The organism is Rickettsia endosymbiont of Urophora cardui (genome assembly GCF_964030725.1).
Taxonomy (GTDB): domain Bacteria; phylum Pseudomonadota; class Alphaproteobacteria; order Rickettsiales; family Rickettsiaceae; genus Rickettsia.
On record NZ_CAXIPY010000007.1, the window covers coordinates 465,611 to 481,589 of the forward strand.

Genomic DNA, 15,979 nt, shown 5'->3' on the forward strand with positions numbered 1-15,979 from the left:
ATCTTTGGGTATTCTACTTATTATTAACATAGAAGGTCAAATATGAGTAGCATTATTTTGGGTATAGATATTTCTAAAGCAACATTTGACGTAGCTTTATTAAATGATAATAAAATCAAAACCAAAAAGTTTAATAATACTGCAAAAGGCTTTGCTGCACTAAAACAATGGTTAGAAAAAAAGGGAATAGATACTGCTCACGCTTGTATGGAATCAACAGGTGGTTACGAAGTTAGGTTAGCTCAATATCTTTATGATAATACATTTAAAGTTAGTGTCGTAAATCCAGCTCGCATCAAGGGCTTTGCAATGAGCAAGCTTTCAAGAGTTAAAACTGACAAATCTGATTGTGAATTGATAGCTTCTTTTTGCAAGGCTATGCAACCTGATCTTTGGCAACCAACCCCTATACATATTAAAGAATTACAACAATGGGTAAGACGCTTGGATAGTTTGATTGCTAATAAAAATCAAGAAAATAATAGATTGAGCGGAGCAAGTAAAGCAGTTGCCATTAACATTATGATTCATATTGAATTTCTGGATAAGCAAATTAAGGAAGTAGAAGAACTTATCTCTAATCATATTAAAGGACACAAAGACTTACATGATAAAAGTAAACTTCTTGATTCAATCCCTGGTATAGGAGAAAAAACAATAGGAGTGATACTTGCTTTTCTTGTTGTAGAAAATTTTAATTCTGCAAAACAACTAGCTGCGTTTGTTGGTCTTAACCCAAAGCCAAAACAATCAGGCACTTCTGTCCATGGAATAGGAAAAATATCAAAAACAGGAGATGCTAATTTACGTAAAGCTTTTTATATGCCTGCCATAGTTGCTATAAAACATAATCCGATTATTAAGGATTTTAGTCAACGTTTGAGCAATGTTGGAAAATCTAAAATGGTTATAGTGATTGCTGCTATGCGTAAGTTGCTTCACATAATTTATGGTGTTCTTAATAACAAAACATCTTTTAGTGCAAATATAAAAACCCTGTAAAATAAAATTGAGGTAAAATAATGAAAAAGTTGTTGACACTCAAGACGGTATCTCAACTATTACATCGGAGGATAATAATGTAACACTTTAGACAATATTTTTTACTCAAAAATGGGTAATTTTAATATTCGTCATGGGTAATTCTAATGTTCGTTCATCATATATTTTACAAAAATTATCTACTAAATAATATACAGTTATGATACATCTTTTCATGTTGAGTTACTGATCTTTTATTAAAAAAATCTATCATAACTCAACATTAATCTCCTTTAAACCCTTTATCTATAAGCTTTCTATCTATCCCTTATCCTAAATTAGCGTTAATAGAGTATATCTCTGCAGTCTCTTTTATTGTTTTACCATCTGTTAAACTTTTTATTACTCGTATTCTTAAATCGTATGAATATGCCTTTGCCATAAGTTTTTCATTTAGTATAATCCAACTCATACTATAAGTCACTACCTTATCGCATTAAGCTATATATCAAATAATTTACTTTAAATTGTAGAAATATCGCTTTTAAGCTGATAAAAGCCCCAAATATTTAACTTTAAATATAAATTTTTACTTTAGTCAGAAAAATTAGAATTTTTGTCAAAACTTCAGTTGATACCAACGATTGGCATAGATATAGAAGTTTTTAAACAAGCGTTAGTTGGGTATAAAATAGATTAAATTCGTCTTATTTTTCAAGGACCGTTTAATGAAAAAATAAAGATAGGTACTATATATTTATAGGTATAATATGCAAGAGTTAGACCTAGAGCCGTACCAATAACTATAATACGAAATTTTGCAGGGCTAAAAATTAAAGCAACAATTCCGAGAACGATCGCTATTTTTACTATATCTGATGTCGTATAAGCTCTATTATTTATGGCATCAACATTAAAACTTATACTTAAAATCGTTATTATAAATAATAAATTTTTAAACATATTATACCTCAATAGGACCAGTAGTTAAGCCGTTTATAAACTGCTTTAAGTAAGGATTATTACTATTACGCATTTCATCTTTGCTACCATACCACTTAATTTTTCCTTGATAAATCATAGCTATTTCTTTAGCTATTTTTTCAGCACTGATCATATCGTGAGTTATAGTGATTGTAGTTGCACCTAACTCCTCTTGAATTTTTATAATCAGCTCATTAATAACATTCGCCATTATAGGATCAAGCCCAGTTGTTGGCTCATCAAGAAATAAAATTGATGGAGTGCTACAAATTGCGCGTGCAAGTGCTACTCTTTTTTGCATACCTCCTGATAATTCTGATGGATATAGGTCAAGGATTCTAGGGGATAAACCTACTGAGTCAAGTTTCGCTCCAGCAAGATCGTTCTTCTCTTTTTTAGATAATTTGTTAGTATCAAAAGTAATATTATCACGTACATTTAAAGAATCAAAAAGAGCTCCGCCTTGGAATAAAAATCCGATATCTTTCATAATCTCAAATCTTTTTTTGCTTGAGATATTTTGAATTTCTGCACCATCAATAAAGATTTGACCTTGATCAGGTTTAATTAACCCTACTATATTTTTAATTAGGACCGACTTACCGCTACCTGAACCGCCTAAAATAACTAAAGAACTACCTTTTTTTACATCTAAATCTATTCCATCTAATACTTTATGACTATTGAAAGATTTATATAATGACCGAATTTTAATTTTTATTTCTTCTACACTCATATCTTTTTTATACTTTAAAAAATAATTCGGTTATTAAATAGTTACTAATTAGGATTAAAATGGAAGAATTTACTACCGCAGAAGTAGTAGCTCGTCCAACACCTTTAGCTCCTTTACCTGAATAATAACCACTATAGCAGCTTATTATAGAAATAATAAAGCCAAAAACGCCAGCTTTAACAAGACCAGATATTACATCTATTGGCTCTAAATATTGAAAAGTGCTAGTTAAATAAGTGCTACTGTTGAAGTCAAGCTTATACACGCCAACTAAGTGACCTCCCATAACCCCCATTACATCGCCGATTAGAACTAGACAAGGCATAGTAATAATAGCTGCAATTACTCTTGGAAAAACGAGATATTTAATAGAATCAGTAGATAAGGTATATAAAGCATCTACTTGTTCGGTAACTCTCATAGTACCTATTTCCGCTGCAATTGATGCTCCTACTCTTCCTGCTACCATTAACCCCGCAAGCACTGGTCCTAGTTCCCTAGTTAAGGATAGCACCACTACAGTTGCGATAGAACTTTCGGCAGAAAAGCGAGAAAATCCTGTATAACTCTGTAATGCCAATACTGCACCTGAGAAAAAGGTAGTCATGGCGACAACAGGCAAAGAATAAAAGCCGATAAATAATAATTGTTTAATAATTAAATTAAAATATAAAGGTGGTCTTATAATGCTAGTAATGGCAGCTAAGCTAAATATAGAAAATTTGCCGATACTTTGTGCTAGTCTTATGGTACGTTTACCAATAGAATTAGCTATATTTAATAACATCTGTATTATTCTTTTTATATTTTAAATTATTAAGGTTATCTTAGCTGTCATCTCGAGGACAAGCAGGCATTGTTGCATGGCTCGGAAAATGTCCTATATGTCATTCATGCGAAGGCGGGAATCCAGCATAAAGTGAGATAACCTACGCTTTTAATCTCTCAGGGTTTAATTCCCCGAAGCTCTGCTTCGTGATATCATAAGAAACAACTAAAACTTTTTTAGATACCTCGTAGCTCTGCTGCGAGGAGCATCATTTTTAAAAACTCGTTGTATTTATGCTTTTTTTTCTGGATTCCCGCCTCCGCGGGAATGACATTGAAGCCATGCAACAACATCGGACAAGCAATTAGATGACAATAAGGTTATAACATTATCAAGTATAAATTCTCTTATATCTATTACCAAGGCTAGTTAATATCTCATATCCTATAGTACCTATAATATCTGCGATTTTATCAGGAGTGCAATTATTTCCAATAATTTCTACTTCTTGTCCTAGAAAAATATCTGAGGGTGGTAGATCGGTAACATCAATATTGACTAAATCCATTGATATTCGTCCTATTATTGGGACGCTGCGACTATTAATAAATACGGTACCTTGATTACTAAAATTACGACTAAACCCATCAGCATAGCCAAAAGGCAGAGTTGCAATTAAGCTATCACGTTTGGTTGTAAAAGTCATATTATAGCCGATACGACTCCCATATGTCAAATGTTGTAAGTGAATTATAGGTGCTTTTAAGGTTACAGGGTTTTGCATCGGATTGGGTTTGTTACTGCCTAAAGGATTTAAACCATATAAAGCAGCACCAGGTCTTACTAAATTAAAATGATAATCTTTCCCTAAAAATATACCGCCGGAGTTAGCAAGACTTGCTTTAGCATTTGGGAAATATTCTAAATAAGCTTTAAATTTGTTGAGTTGTTCTAAATTATAAGGGTTATCGCTATCCTCAGAAGCTGATAAGTGGCTTATGATATATTCCACATTCAACCCTTTTAACAAATCACGATTATTAATTATCTGCTCTATCTCATTATGGTTTAGCCCAAGGCGATTAATGCCAGTATTAAAATGCAGGTAGCAAGGTAGTAATTGATTTTTTAGATTACTAAATTTTTGCCAAATCTTAATTTGGTTTAAATTATTTAAAACAGGTATTAAATTATATTCTATAAGTTCTAAAGCATCATGTTCAAATACGCCGTTAAGAATAAGAATATTTACTTCATCACCTATAGCTTTACGCAAACTAATGCCCTCATTACTTGAAGCAACAAAGAAATATCGGCAATTTTCTTCTAGCAAGGTTTTAGAAATTTCTATTGCACCGAGTCCATAAGAGTTGGCTTTAACTGCCGCCCCTACTAATAGATTTTTTGCATAACTTACTCCTAAAGGTAATTTGGGCGTCGAGCCTAGACTCGCATCCTCACGTACTAAAGTGTACGCTGCGGTGCGAGGTGAAGTGTTTCCTGCAAATTCCTCTTTATTAGCTACGTTATGCAAAAAATCTACCGAGTTTTCACAAATATTTTTCAACAAACGATAATTAGCTTTTATAGCTGACAAATTTATTTCAAGAGTGCATAAACTCATATTATATTTTTTAACTCTTTTACCAAGATGGGCAATATATGATGAACGAACATTAGAATTACCCATGACGAATATTAAAATTACCCATTTTTGAGTAAAAAATATTGTCTAAAGTGTTACATTATTATCCTCCGATTTTATAGTTAATTTTTTGCCTTTAGCTGTAGCGATTCTATAACTTTCAGTATTGAGTTCAAGAATTGAAGAATGGTGAACCAATCTGTCAATAACTGCTGACGTAGTCATTTCATCTTTAAAAATAGTATTCCATTTTGCAAAAACTAAATGGTAAATTCCAGTATTAATTAAGCCAGATTTATATTTTCTTCCCATACCTCATTGGGTGTTTTATAACCGAGCACTTTTCTTGGTAAATTATTTAAAAAATCCTCAATTTCTTGTAATTGCTTTATTGTTAATTTTTTTATATCTAAAGATTTAGAGTATACTCTGTGCACCATTGAGTTAATCTTCTCTATCAATGGTTTTTGCCATGGAGAATAAGGATTGCAAAAATATACTTTTCGTTCAGATTTTGGCAATAGTTGTTCATGATTGGTAAATTCTTTGCCATTATCTAACGTTATGCTTTTGATTATATGCGACAATTGTTTAAGTTTTTTATTCATGTTACCAATCACATCTTGTGTTCTTTTTGAACGGTTTAAAGTGAGAAACACTTTTTGTGTTCTGATATCCACAAGAGCGCCTATATTACGACTTTGATTACCTTTGTTAAAAGTTAAATCACCTTCTAAATGACCTATTGCTGCTATCTTTCTATTTATCTCTGGTCTTTCAGTAATGGAAACTCGATTTGGTATTGTAATTCTTTTGTTTCTGATTCTTGTACCATGATGCAACCTATTTTTCCTTTTTCTTGCTAAAGATAAATATAATTTTTGCCTTTGTGCTATAGGAGATGTATAAATAAACTGGTATATACTCTCTGTAGAAATATTGACAGTATCTCGTGATAGTTTACGTCTACCTGAAATTATATCTGGTGAAATACCCTGTGTTAACTGCTTTATTATTTCTGCTCGTAAATTATTATCAATATCTAATTTTCTTTTTCTCTTACCTTGCCTTAAACTGCAAGCAAGTGTGTTAGCCCTATCTGGTCTATAATTATGCCTCATTCTCTTGAGTTCATAACATATAGTGCTTTTATCACGGCCAATCTTTGTCCCTATATATCGCGAGCTATAACCACTCTTATTCATTTCGTATATTTTAAATCTTTCATCTATCGTTAAATGAGCCATGATATATCTATATTTAAATGATGCTCCTCGCAGCAGAGCTACGAGGTATCTAAAAAAGTTTTAGTTGTTTCTTATGATATCACGAAGCAGAGCTTCGGGGAATTAAACCCTGAGAGATTAAAAATTGATTATATCTGGCTTAATTAATTATAGAACTTTCCTAACGATGCTACAAGCAATGTATAATTTTTCAGATTCATTATCAGAGGAAGAGCTAAAAGAGAATATGTATTGGCAGTATTTCTGCGGGTGGGAATATATAGAAAAAGACATAGCTATCTCGGAAACTAGTATACGACGGTTTCGTAGTGTATTAGGTGAAGCTGGATATAATGAGATATTATCGGAGTTGATCAGGGTTGGGATAAAAACTAACACAATTAAAAAAAAAGATTTGGAATTAATCATCGCTGATACGACTGTACAAATTAAGAATATCAAACACCCACACGATGTTTATTTAATGGATAAAGCTAGGCTTAGCATAGTAAAGCTTTGCAACAGTTTGGGTATACATTTGAATGAAACATACGCTAGAACCTATAAACGCGATATAGTAAAGCTATGGAAATATAAAGAACATAGTAAAGCCAAGAAGCGTTGGAAAATAATGAAGCATTTAAAAATATTACTGGGTCGTTTGATTAGAGTATGTGAGCGTGAGATCAAAAATAAGCAATTAAACTTGTCTCTCAAAAATCAAGAAGTATTGCAAAAAATAAAACAAATACATAACCAATCTGTTTTAAAAAGAGAAGCTAAAAAGCAATATAAAGAAGATAACAAAGTATTATATAGTTTTCATGCCCCTGAAGTAGAGTGTATAGGAAAGGGAAAACGCAACAAGCCATATGAGTTTGGCAATAAAGTAGCGGTAGTAGTAAGTGGTCGTAGAAATTTTGTTTTATCCGCAAAATCGTTTCATAATAATCCTTATGATGGTCATACATTGCATCAGAGCTTTGAAGCAGTAGAGAGTGTCACTGGAATCAAGATAAAGAAATCATTTGTTGATCTTGGGTATAGTGGTAGCAATGTAAAGGAGAAGAGTAAGGTATATACCCCAAAAACGCGGAAGAAGTTGTTACAAGAGGACAAGTCTATGATCAAGAGACGCAGTGCCATAGAACCAATAATAGGTCACTTAAAGCAATATGGTCGGATGGGTAGAAACTTCTTGAAAGGTATGATAGGAGATATTATCAATCCAATAATCTCTGCTATTGGTTTGAATTTACGATGCATTGCAAATCATTTACAAATCGTGTCTAACTCCACATAAATCAAAAATATCATCATGCAAAAACTAGATGAACGATAAAAAATCGTTAACAATAGCTCCATATCAAAATTAGACCAACACAGAAATGTATCAGTAAAAATTAACATAACTTATTAATTTTTATTGAAAATCTTAGCAATTTGTTGTCAAAACTCTATCCCATTACAAATGATCAGGATTTGAAGTGTTTTTGGCGGATAGACTATTTAAGGTTTTATATCTGACAATTGATTATATTACCAAAAAATGGTCTATGCCTATCCCCAATTGGAATGAAGCTATGGCTCATTTTATGATCAAATTTGATGGTAGGATTTAATGGCTCACGAAATTTACACAATTGATGAAACAGAGCCATTTATGCAACAATAATTCCTATTTCCCAGCTCTTTTACGGTCGTTAGGGTCGAGTAGAGCTTTACGTAAGCGGATAGATTTTGGGGTTACCTCAACTCGCTCATCATCTTGTATATAGCTGATTGCTTGCTCTAAAGTTAAAAGCATTGGCGGGGTTAATTTAATAGCCTCATCTTTACCGGATGCTCTAATGTTGCTTAGCTGTTTAGCCTTAAGCGGATTTACTTCTAAATCGTTATCACGGCTATGTTCACCGATAATCATCCCTCTATATACTTTATCGCCTGGATTGATAAACATTTTTCCCCTATCTTCCAGATTCCATAGAGCGTAAGCAACAGCGTCACCATCGCCGTTAGAGATAAGTGCGCCCTTAGTCCTCCCTGCGATGGTGCCTTTATAATCAGCATAACCATGGAAAATACGGTTCATAATACCAGTACCACGAGTTTCGGTTAAAAACTGACTATGATAACCGATCAAACCTCTTGATGGACCTATAAATGTAACACGGCTTTTGCCGCCACCTGATGGTCTCATATCGGTCATTTCGCATTTTCTAAGCGATAAGGAGCTTACGACCACGCCAACATAATCATCGTCAACGTCAACTTGGATTTCTTCCATAGGTTCTTGTTTATTGCCGTTTTCGCCTGTTTGGAATAATACTTCTGGTCTACTGATTGATAATTCAAAGCCCTCACGACGCATAGTCTCGATTAAGATACCAAGTTGTAACTCTCCACGTCCTGCAACTTGGAAAGCGTTTGATCCAGGTGCTTCGGTTACTTTAAGGGCTACATTACTCTCAAGCTCACGCATCAATCTGCTGCCGATTAAGCTTGATGTAACTTTCGTACCCTCTTTGCCTGCAAGTGGTGAGTCATTAACGCTAAAGGTCATAGATAGAGTTGGTGGATCAATCGGTAGCGATGGCAGTGCTTTAGTTACTTCAGGTGCACATATCGTATCGGCAACGTTAGCATTTTCAGCACCAGCAATGGCAATAATATCACCGGCGGTAGCCTCATCTATAGCAATTCTCTCGAGTCCTCTAAAGGCTAATATTTTAGTGATTCGCCCATTTTCAAGTACTTTATTTTCACGGTTTAGTACTTTAATATTTTGGTTAACCCTAACGCTACCGCTTTGTACTCTGCCAGTTAAAATTCTACCGAAAAAAGGATTGAATTCTCTAGTAGTAACAAGCATAGAAAATGGTGCTTTAGCATCAGCTATAGGAGCGTGTACATGCTTTACTATCAGGTCAAATAAAGGGGCTAGGTCATCTGCTAAATTATCTAAAGGATTTATCGTTTCATCAAAATTTAAGGAAGCTCTGCCTGCTCTACCTGAAGCATAAACTATTTTATCTATGAAATTAAGCTGATCATCATTTGCTTCTAACGCTACAAATAGCTCATATACTTCATCAATAACTTTGTTTATTCTTTGATCGTCTCTATCGATCTTATTGATAACAACGATAGGTTTTAAACCAAGCTTTAAGGCTTTAGAAAGCACAAATTTTGTTTGTGGCATTGGTCCTTCTGATGCATCAACAAGTAGCACAACGCCGTCAACCATGCTAAGTATGCGTTCTACTTCACCGCCAAAGTCAGCGTGTCCTGGTGTGTCTACTATATTGATACGTACATCACCCCACATAAGGGCAGTACATTTGGCAAGTATGGTAATCCCACGTTCACGCTCAAGGTCGTTAGAGTCCATAGCACGTTCGGCTACTTGTTGGTTAGCTCTAAAAGTTCCGCTTTGTTTAAGCATGTTGTCAACAAGCGTGGTTTTCCCATGATCAACGTGGGCAATAATTGCTATATTACGAATAGATGTCATCTTTAAAAATTCTCACAAGTTTACAATAGTTTTCTGCATTATATACTAAAATAGCAAAAATTGGAATAAACTTCTTGTAAAACTCATGAATTCAATTTAAAGAACAATATATATTAACTTTTACAATTCCATTTATGAAGCAAAAAAACTATTACAGGAGTTTCGCACTTAGCAAAAAGTATGTTAATCTAGAGAAAAATAGTTTTAGATAAAAATGACAAGAACAAAATGTAGCAAGGACTTATATAAATCATTTTTACAAGCAAGTAGTGTCAGATATACTAGCAAGGCATTATCTGAAGTGAGTCCAGTAGATCTATCTCACGATAGTGCAAGTCGATGGTTAAAGAGTAAGGATTTTCGTCCTAGCGAAATCTATAAGGAAGTGTCAAAATATATAGATTGGGAAGCACCGTGTTTATTAGTGGGGGATGACACCTTATTATCAAAGCCATACAGTCAGAAGATTGAGCTTGTACGTTATCAATATTCTGGAGCTGTACATGATGTTATACCTGGTATGGGAATGGTAAACTTACTACATTACAATACTAAAATTGCTCAATCTACTCCCGTAGATTATAGAATATATGATAAAGACACTGATGGTAAAACAAAGAATGAGCATTTTTGTGATATGCTTACTTTAGCTAAAGAAAGAGGTCTCAATCCTGATGCCATAGTCATGGATGCTTGGTATAGCGGGTTGGAGAATTTAAAACATATACGTAATTTAGGCTGGCTATGGGTTACCACCCTAAGGAAAAATAGAAAAGTTAATCATAATGTTAGCTTGGAAAGTTTAGAGATACCCGATGAGGGGCTAAAAATTCACCTACGTGGATACGGTTGGGTTACGGTATTTAAGTTTGTGGCAAAGAATGGTCGCATTGATTACATAACAACGAACTTGGAAAATCCCACACGTGAGCAAATAGAGAAAATTGTTAAGGCACGTTGGTCTATAGAGGTTTATCATCGAGAATTAAAACAAACTTGTGGTATTGAACGCTGTCAGGCACGCACGGGCCGAGCTCAAAGAAATCATATTTGCCTTGCAGTATTTGCCTGGCTTGATATGAATAAAAGGAGGATAAATGAAAACATTACTTTATATCAACAAACTTGGGAAGTTATAAAAACATCAATTCAAAACAATATAGCTAACGCGAAAAGGTTTTTACCATAGTTTTTGTATTTACTCACATATTCACCAGATCTAAATCCTATTAAACATTGCTGGACTAACTTTAAAAACTGTTTACATAAAATTATTGATCAATGCCTAAGTTTTTCCTAATATGTGGTAGAAACATTTCCGTGTTAGCTATATCAGATGGCTTTTAACTGATTCGCAACTTTGCTAAGTGCGAAACTCCTGATTATGTCTTGATGTCGACGGAACAATATTTTTCAAGAGTTTGCATAATTCTGAAGTTTTGACAAAAAATTTTTAAATGATGCTCCTCGCAGCAGAGCTACGAGGTATCTAAAAAAGTTTTAGTTGTTTCTTATGATATAGCTAACGCGACTAGAATTATTCCTTAGAATAATGTAAGATAATGATTTTAACTACGGTAGAGATGAAAGCATACAGTCAGGATTTAAGAGATAGGGTAATCAGTCTTCACAAAACCTCTAAATATAGAATAAAAGCAATATCAGACTTATTAGGTATAGAGCGTCATACGATATCAAATTGGATTAGACGTTATAAAGAAAATGGAGACTACAGCTCAAGACAACATCTGCAAAGTGGACGTGATGCTAGGTTTACTAATAAGGAGAATATAATTGAATTTTTAGCAAATAATCCTGATAGCCGAGCTATAGATATAAGAGATGCAGTAGCGCCCGAGCTGCCAATGAGCACATTTTATGACACGCTTCATAGAATGAAAATTACATATAAAAAAAGAGCCAAAATACAAAGGCAGGGATGAAGAAGCTAGAAAACAATTTGTGGAATATATTGATCAAATAGCATCTGATAAACTTGTGTATTGTGACGAAATGGGGGTAAGTAATAATATAACCATGTTGTACGGATGGTCAGAAAGAGGAACAAGAGCTTACTCAGAGCAAGCAGGTTTTGCTACTGAGCGAGTAAATATAGTTGCTGGTTATAATAAGGGCACCAAAGAATTAATTGCTCCGTTAGAGCATTCCGGTTATATTGATAAGCAATTATTTAATCAGTGGGTAGGTGAGCTATTATGCCCATCACTAAAACCTGGACAATGTGTAATAATGGATAATGCGAGTATTCATAAGTCACCGTTGGTAAAGGAATTAATAGAAAAAGCGGGTTGTACTCTTATTTATCTACCGGTCTATTCTCCAGATTTAAATTCTATTGAACACTGTTGGGCTAATTTTAAAAATTACTTGAGAAAAATTATTAAAAACTTTAAAGATTTTCGTGATGCAATAACGGCAGCAATGGTAAAAACCTTCCCGTGTTAGCTATATCACGAAGCAGAGCTTCGGGGAATTAAACCCTGAGAGATTAAAAATTGATTATATCTGGCTTAATTAATTATAGAACTTTCCATCTATTTAAAAGAATTTATTATGCAACACACAAGCGATGATGAACCTATAAAATATAAAGTCAAAGTTAAAGTAAATGATAAGCTTAGAATATCTCAGCGTATGAAAGAAAATGTATCCGAGATAATTTTAGAACCGCATGCTAGAGTAATTATAGAACCTGAAATTGAACTAAGTAATAATACATCTGATCAAATACATATATATACTGTTGATGATAGTGAATATAAGCTTACAGGAGATATACCTTATTCAGCATAATTAGGTGTTCAAATAAAAGTAAGAAGTAAATTTGCTAACCTGCTGCTAAAACCTCAAAACCTTGATTATACCTTGCATCCGCCGTTTGATACGTTCGTACAAATAGCAAAAAATGAAGAGTGGCGCACCCGAGAGGAGTCGAACCCCTAACCTTATGATCCGTAGTCATATACTCTATCCAATTGAGCTACGGGTGCTAAATCCTAAAGAAGCATATATAAAAGCTTATAGTTTGTCAAGAAACACTTCAGGTTAACGATTTATACTCACTCTTTCCAAATAAAACTTCCTCTACTGACTTTTTATTTATTAACTGAAGTTTTGACAAAAAATTTTTATTAAAAAAAGTGGCGAGTGTATCAATCTATAATTTGTATTATATATCAAATAATTTACTTTAAATTGTAGAAATATCGCTTTTAAGCTGATAAAAGCACTAAATATTTAACTTTAAATATAAATTTTTACTTTAGTCAGAAAAATTAGAATTTTTGTCAAAACTTCAGTAGAATGAAAATGACATATAAAAAAAGAGCCAAAATACAAAGGCAGGGATGAAGAAGCTAGAAAACAATTTGTGGAATATATTGATCAAATAGCATCTGATAAACTTGTGTATTGTGACGAAATGGGGGTAAGTAATAATATAAACCTGAATTCTGGATTAGCTAATTTTGAGATATAGCAGGTTTGTTAGGTTTCATACAGTATGCAATTAGGGCGGATAAGATGTAGAAGTTAAGATTTGATCTTACAGACACTATAAATTTTGCCCCTGATTGTCAGTTAAATTTTGACTGTCAGATACATATTCAAGATACAAGATTTCATTATTCTTTTCAACAGCTAATTTCTTACTATCCTTAAAAGTTTGCATAGGAGTTTTTCCATAACAATATTTACCAGAATGAGGTCTTTCATTATTGAAATACTCTAGCCAGATATCAAGATCTAATTGTAGGTCATCAAGAGCTGTATAAATCTTTTTCCGCATAGCTGTATCAAAGAATTCTTGTTTCATGGTTTTATTAAAACGCTCACACATACCGTTTGTTTGAGGAGAATATGCTTTAGTAGTAGTATGCTCTATACCTTCGATACTTAGAAATAATTCAAAAGCATGATGCTCTATATTCCCCTTATATTCTGACCCACGATCTGTCAGAATACGAAGTATTGGTATCCCTTGAGTCTCATACCATGGTAACACTCGGTCATTAAGCATATCAGCAGCAGTTAAAGCTGTTTTATCAGTATATAGTTTAACATCAGCTACTCTGCTGTAGCTATCAATAAATACCTGAGAATAAACCTTACCTATACCCTTAAAGTTGCCTACATATAGCTAACACGGAAATGTTTCTACCACATATTAGGAAAAACTTAGGCATTGATCAATAATTTTATGTAAACAGTTTTTAAAGTTAGTCCAGCAATGTTTAATAGTATTTAGATCTGGTGAATATGTGAGTAAATACAAAAACTATGGTAAAAACCTTTTCGCGTTAGCTATAATATGTATCTTGGCATCCTAGATACCCTGGATGCTGTGTCTCAATTTCTCCATGAGCTTCTTTTTCATTACGACGCTTCTCTAGCACTTGTAATTGTGCCTCAGTAAGCACAACACCATCTTGAGCCATTTTTGCTTCTAATGCTTTAAGTCTTTTACTGATGTTGTTTAAATCATTACGTAACCAAATTGATCTTACTCCCCCAGGTGATACAAGTACACCTGTCTTTTTAAGCTCATTTGATACTCTTAGCTGACCATATGCTGGATATTCTATTGCCATATCTAGTACTGCTTTCTCTACAGCAGGATCAACTCTATTCGCTATTATTGGCTTTCTTCGACTAATTTCATACAACGCTTCTTCGCCACCAGTTTCATACAGTTCTTTAAATCTGTAATAACTATCTCTACTATATCCCATCGCTTTACATGCTGATGATATACTACCAAGGCTCTTAGCTAATTCAAGTAAACCTAATTTTGGTTTTATTATTTTTTGATTTAAGTTCATTCTTTATCTCCATTTAATAATTAATTTATTTTACTAAATGTAAGATATAATCTTGTATCTTAGTATTGTCTTTAGTAAACAACTATAAGATACTTAAGGGCACTTAAGTAAGAAGACTAATATGCCGTATTAAATCTTAGGGCTATGTAACCCTGTAGTTGAGATCAAACAATTAGTCTTCACATACTCATTAAAGATCGGACGGTATTCTTAGGTCTTGAAATTAATCAATGAACCTGTATTTACAAGGTTGATCTTTGGGTATTCTACTTATTATTAACATAGAAGGTCAAATATGAGTAGCATTATTTTGGGTATAGATATTTCTAAAGCAACATTTGACGTAGCTTTATTAAATGATAATAAAATCAAAACCAAAAAGTTTAATAATACTGCAAAAGGCTTTGCTACACTAAAACAATGGTTAGAAAAAAAGGGAATAGATACTGCTCACGCTTGTATGGAATCAACAGGTGGTTACGAAGTTAGGTTAGCTCAATATCTTTATGATAATACATTTAAAGTTAGTGTCGTAAATCCAGCTCGCATCAAGGGCTTTGCAATGAGCAAGCTTTCAAGAGTTAAAACTGACAAATCTGATTGTGAATTGATAGCTTCTTTTTGCAAGGCTATGCAACCTGATCTTTGGCAACCAACCCCTATACATATTAAAGAATTACAACAATGGGTAAGACGCTTGGATAGTTTGATTGCTAATAAAAATCAAGAAAATAATAGATTGAGCGGAGCAAGTAAAGCAGTTGCCATTAACATTATGATTCATATTGAATTTCTGGATAAGCAAATTAAGGAAGTAGAAGAACTTATCTCTAATCATATTAAAGGACACAAAGACTTACATGATAAAAGTAAACTTCTTGATTCAATCCCTGGTATAGGAGAAAAAACAATAGGAGTGATACTTGCTTTTCTTGTTGTAGAAAATTTTAATTCTGCAAAACAACTAGCTGCGTTTGTTGGTCTTAACCCAAAGCCAAAACAATCAGGCACTTCTGTCCATGGAATAGGAAAAATATCAAAAACAGGAGATGCTAATTTACGTAAAGCTTTTTATATGCCTGCCATAGTTGCTATAAAACATAATCCGATTATTAAGGATTTTAGTCAACGTTTGAGCAATGTTGGAAAATCTAAAATGGTTATAGTGATTGCTGCTATGCGTAAGTTGCTTCACATAATTTATGGTGTTCTTAATAACAAAACATCTTTTAGTGCAAATATAAAAACCCTGTAAAATAAAATTGAGGTAAAATAATGAAAAA

15 protein-coding genes, 1 tRNA gene and 3 pseudogenes are annotated in these 15,979 nt (G+C 33.3%); 8 read left to right on the forward strand and 11 right to left on the reverse strand.

From position 1 onward, the window contains the following. The first annotated feature begins 42 nt into the window (after nucleotides 1-42). Nucleotides 43-1,002 carry a transposase gene (locus AAHI98_RS16465; protein ID WP_342224639.1) on the forward strand — a complete coding sequence of 320 codons (960 nt, stop codon included), beginning with the start codon at nucleotides 43-45 and terminating at the stop codon, nucleotides 1,000-1,002. A 126-nt stretch (nucleotides 1,003-1,128) separates the two neighbouring features. On the opposite strand, the pseudogene AAHI98_RS18885 reads toward AAHI98_RS16465, so the two are convergent. The 7 genes and pseudogenes from AAHI98_RS18885 to AAHI98_RS16495 all read right to left on the reverse strand — a co-directional run. Further along, nucleotides 1,129-1,218 (reverse strand): annotated as a pseudogene (locus tag AAHI98_RS18885) (IS982 family transposase); the annotation flags it as partial. 477 nt (nucleotides 1,219-1,695) lie between these two features. Continuing rightward, the gene (locus tag AAHI98_RS16470; RefSeq protein ID WP_342226504.1) at nucleotides 1,696-1,944 is read right to left on the reverse strand and encodes a DUF5510 family protein; all 249 of its coding nucleotides are present in this window, start codon (nucleotides 1,942-1,944) and stop codon (nucleotides 1,696-1,698) included. A 1-nt stretch (nucleotide 1,945) separates the two neighbouring features. Further along, nucleotides 1,946-2,701: an ABC transporter ATP-binding protein gene (locus tag AAHI98_RS16475; RefSeq protein WP_341788520.1), complete on the reverse strand. Its 756-nt coding sequence runs from the start codon at nucleotides 2,699-2,701 to the stop codon at nucleotides 1,946-1,948. A 7-nt stretch (nucleotides 2,702-2,708) separates the two neighbouring features. Further along, complete coding sequence (locus AAHI98_RS16480) at nucleotides 2,709-3,488, reverse strand: MlaE family ABC transporter permease (RefSeq protein ID WP_342226505.1); 780 nt, start codon at nucleotides 3,486-3,488, stop codon at nucleotides 2,709-2,711. A gap of 373 nt (nucleotides 3,489-3,861) precedes the next feature. Then, entirely contained in the window at nucleotides 3,862-5,094 is a 1,233-nt protein-coding gene (locus AAHI98_RS16485; RefSeq protein WP_342226684.1) for an alanine racemase, read from the reverse strand. A 108-nt stretch (nucleotides 5,095-5,202) separates the two neighbouring features. After that, the gene (locus AAHI98_RS16490) at nucleotides 5,203-5,427 is read right to left on the reverse strand and encodes an ATP-binding protein (protein WP_342226506.1); all 225 of its coding nucleotides are present in this window, start codon (nucleotides 5,425-5,427) and stop codon (nucleotides 5,203-5,205) included. Further along, nucleotides 5,400-6,362 carry an IS30 family transposase gene (locus tag AAHI98_RS16495; protein WP_342224646.1) on the reverse strand — a complete coding sequence of 321 codons (963 nt, stop codon included), beginning with the start codon at nucleotides 6,360-6,362 and terminating at the stop codon, nucleotides 5,400-5,402. The genes AAHI98_RS16490 and AAHI98_RS16495 overlap by 28 nt, the downstream gene beginning before the upstream one ends. 124 nt (nucleotides 6,363-6,486) lie before the next feature. Here AAHI98_RS16495 and AAHI98_RS16500 point away from each other — a divergent pair, with 124 nt between their 5' ends. Together AAHI98_RS16500 and AAHI98_RS16505 are read left to right on the forward strand one after the other, a co-directional pair. Continuing rightward, the gene (locus AAHI98_RS16500; protein ID WP_342226507.1) at nucleotides 6,487-7,644 is read left to right on the forward strand and encodes an IS5 family transposase; all 1,158 of its coding nucleotides are present in this window, start codon (nucleotides 6,487-6,489) and stop codon (nucleotides 7,642-7,644) included. Nucleotides 7,645-7,834: 190 nt separating this feature from the next. Continuing rightward, nucleotides 7,835-7,963 carry a hypothetical protein gene (locus tag AAHI98_RS16505; RefSeq protein WP_342225304.1) on the forward strand — a complete coding sequence of 43 codons (129 nt, stop codon included), beginning with the start codon at nucleotides 7,835-7,837 and terminating at the stop codon, nucleotides 7,961-7,963. 56 nt (nucleotides 7,964-8,019) lie between these two features. Here the strand turns inward: AAHI98_RS16505 and typA are convergent, their stop codons facing one another. Next, nucleotides 8,020-9,855: a translational GTPase TypA gene (gene typA, locus AAHI98_RS16510; RefSeq protein WP_342226508.1), complete on the reverse strand. Its 1,836-nt coding sequence runs from the start codon at nucleotides 9,853-9,855 to the stop codon at nucleotides 8,020-8,022. Between the two features lie 214 nt (nucleotides 9,856-10,069). On the opposite strand from typA, the gene AAHI98_RS16515 reads away from it, so the two are divergent. The 4 genes from AAHI98_RS16515 to AAHI98_RS16530 all read left to right on the forward strand — a co-directional run bounded on the left by AAHI98_RS16515 (nucleotide 10,070) and on the right by AAHI98_RS16530 (nucleotide 12,669). Further along, entirely contained in the window at nucleotides 10,070-11,044 is a 975-nt protein-coding gene (locus AAHI98_RS16515) for an IS701 family transposase (RefSeq protein ID WP_342226509.1), read from the forward strand. A 373-nt stretch (nucleotides 11,045-11,417) separates the two neighbouring features. Then, nucleotides 11,418-11,798 (forward strand): IS630 transposase-related protein, encoded by a 381-nt coding sequence (locus tag AAHI98_RS16520; protein ID WP_342224696.1) that lies wholly within the window; start codon nucleotides 11,418-11,420, stop codon nucleotides 11,796-11,798. A 19-nt stretch (nucleotides 11,799-11,817) separates the two neighbouring features. Beyond that, a complete protein-coding gene (locus AAHI98_RS16525; protein ID WP_342224695.1) occupies nucleotides 11,818-12,321 on the forward strand; it encodes an IS630 family transposase in 504 nt (167 codons plus the stop codon). A gap of 108 nt (nucleotides 12,322-12,429) precedes the next feature. Further along, a complete protein-coding gene (locus AAHI98_RS16530) occupies nucleotides 12,430-12,669 on the forward strand; it encodes a hypothetical protein (protein WP_342226510.1) in 240 nt (79 codons plus the stop codon). Between the two features lie 120 nt (nucleotides 12,670-12,789). Here AAHI98_RS16530 and AAHI98_RS16535 read toward each other — a convergent pair. From AAHI98_RS16535 to AAHI98_RS16545, 3 genes and pseudogenes are all read right to left on the reverse strand, one after another. Continuing rightward, nucleotides 12,790-12,866: transfer RNA gene (locus AAHI98_RS16535), tRNA-Arg, on the reverse strand. A gap of 563 nt (nucleotides 12,867-13,429) precedes the next feature. Continuing rightward, nucleotides 13,430-14,011, reverse strand: a pseudogene (locus AAHI98_RS16540) (integrase core domain-containing protein); the annotation flags it as partial. Nucleotides 14,012-14,183: 172 nt separating this feature from the next. Continuing rightward, a pseudogene (locus tag AAHI98_RS16545) lies at nucleotides 14,184-14,696 on the reverse strand (helix-turn-helix domain-containing protein); the annotation flags it as partial. Between the two features lie 295 nt (nucleotides 14,697-14,991). Here AAHI98_RS16545 and AAHI98_RS16550 point away from each other — a divergent pair. Further along, a complete protein-coding gene (locus tag AAHI98_RS16550) occupies nucleotides 14,992-15,951 on the forward strand; it encodes a transposase (protein ID WP_342226511.1) in 960 nt (319 codons plus the stop codon). Nucleotides 15,952-15,979 lie beyond the last annotated feature (28 nt).

What these genes read in the sequence shown, in the direction of transcription:
- AAHI98_RS16490 (WP_342226506.1), bottom strand. Translation starts at nt 5,427, where the DNA reads ATGGGAAGAAAATATAAATCTGGCTTAATTAATACTGGAATTTACCAT.
- AAHI98_RS16495 (WP_342224646.1), bottom strand. Translation starts at nt 6,362, where the DNA reads ATGGCTCATTTAACGATAGATGAAAGATTTAAAATATACGAAATGAAT.
- AAHI98_RS16530 (WP_342226510.1), top strand. Translation starts at nt 12,430, where the DNA reads ATGCAACACACAAGCGATGATGAACCTATAAAATATAAAGTCAAAGTT.
- AAHI98_RS16465 (WP_342224639.1), top strand. Translation starts at nt 43, where the DNA reads ATGAGTAGCATTATTTTGGGTATAGATATTTCTAAAGCAACATTTGAC.
- AAHI98_RS16550 (WP_342226511.1), top strand. Translation starts at nt 14,992, where the DNA reads ATGAGTAGCATTATTTTGGGTATAGATATTTCTAAAGCAACATTTGAC.
- typA (WP_342226508.1), bottom strand. Translation starts at nt 9,855, where the DNA reads ATGACATCTATTCGTAATATAGCAATTATTGCCCACGTTGATCATGGG.
- AAHI98_RS16470 (WP_342226504.1), bottom strand. Translation starts at nt 1,944, where the DNA reads ATGTTTAAAAATTTATTATTTATAATAACGATTTTAAGTATAAGTTTT.
- AAHI98_RS16515 (WP_342226509.1), top strand. Translation starts at nt 10,070, where the DNA reads ATGACAAGAACAAAATGTAGCAAGGACTTATATAAATCATTTTTACAA.
- AAHI98_RS16520 (WP_342224696.1), top strand. Translation starts at nt 11,418, where the DNA reads ATGATTTTAACTACGGTAGAGATGAAAGCATACAGTCAGGATTTAAGA.
- AAHI98_RS16475 (WP_341788520.1), bottom strand. Translation starts at nt 2,701, where the DNA reads ATGAGTGTAGAAGAAATAAAAATTAAAATTCGGTCATTATATAAATCT.
- AAHI98_RS16480 (WP_342226505.1), bottom strand. Translation starts at nt 3,488, where the DNA reads ATGTTATTAAATATAGCTAATTCTATTGGTAAACGTACCATAAGACTA.
- AAHI98_RS16485 (WP_342226684.1), bottom strand. Translation starts at nt 5,094, where the DNA reads ATGAGTTTATGCACTCTTGAAATAAATTTGTCAGCTATAAAAGCTAAT.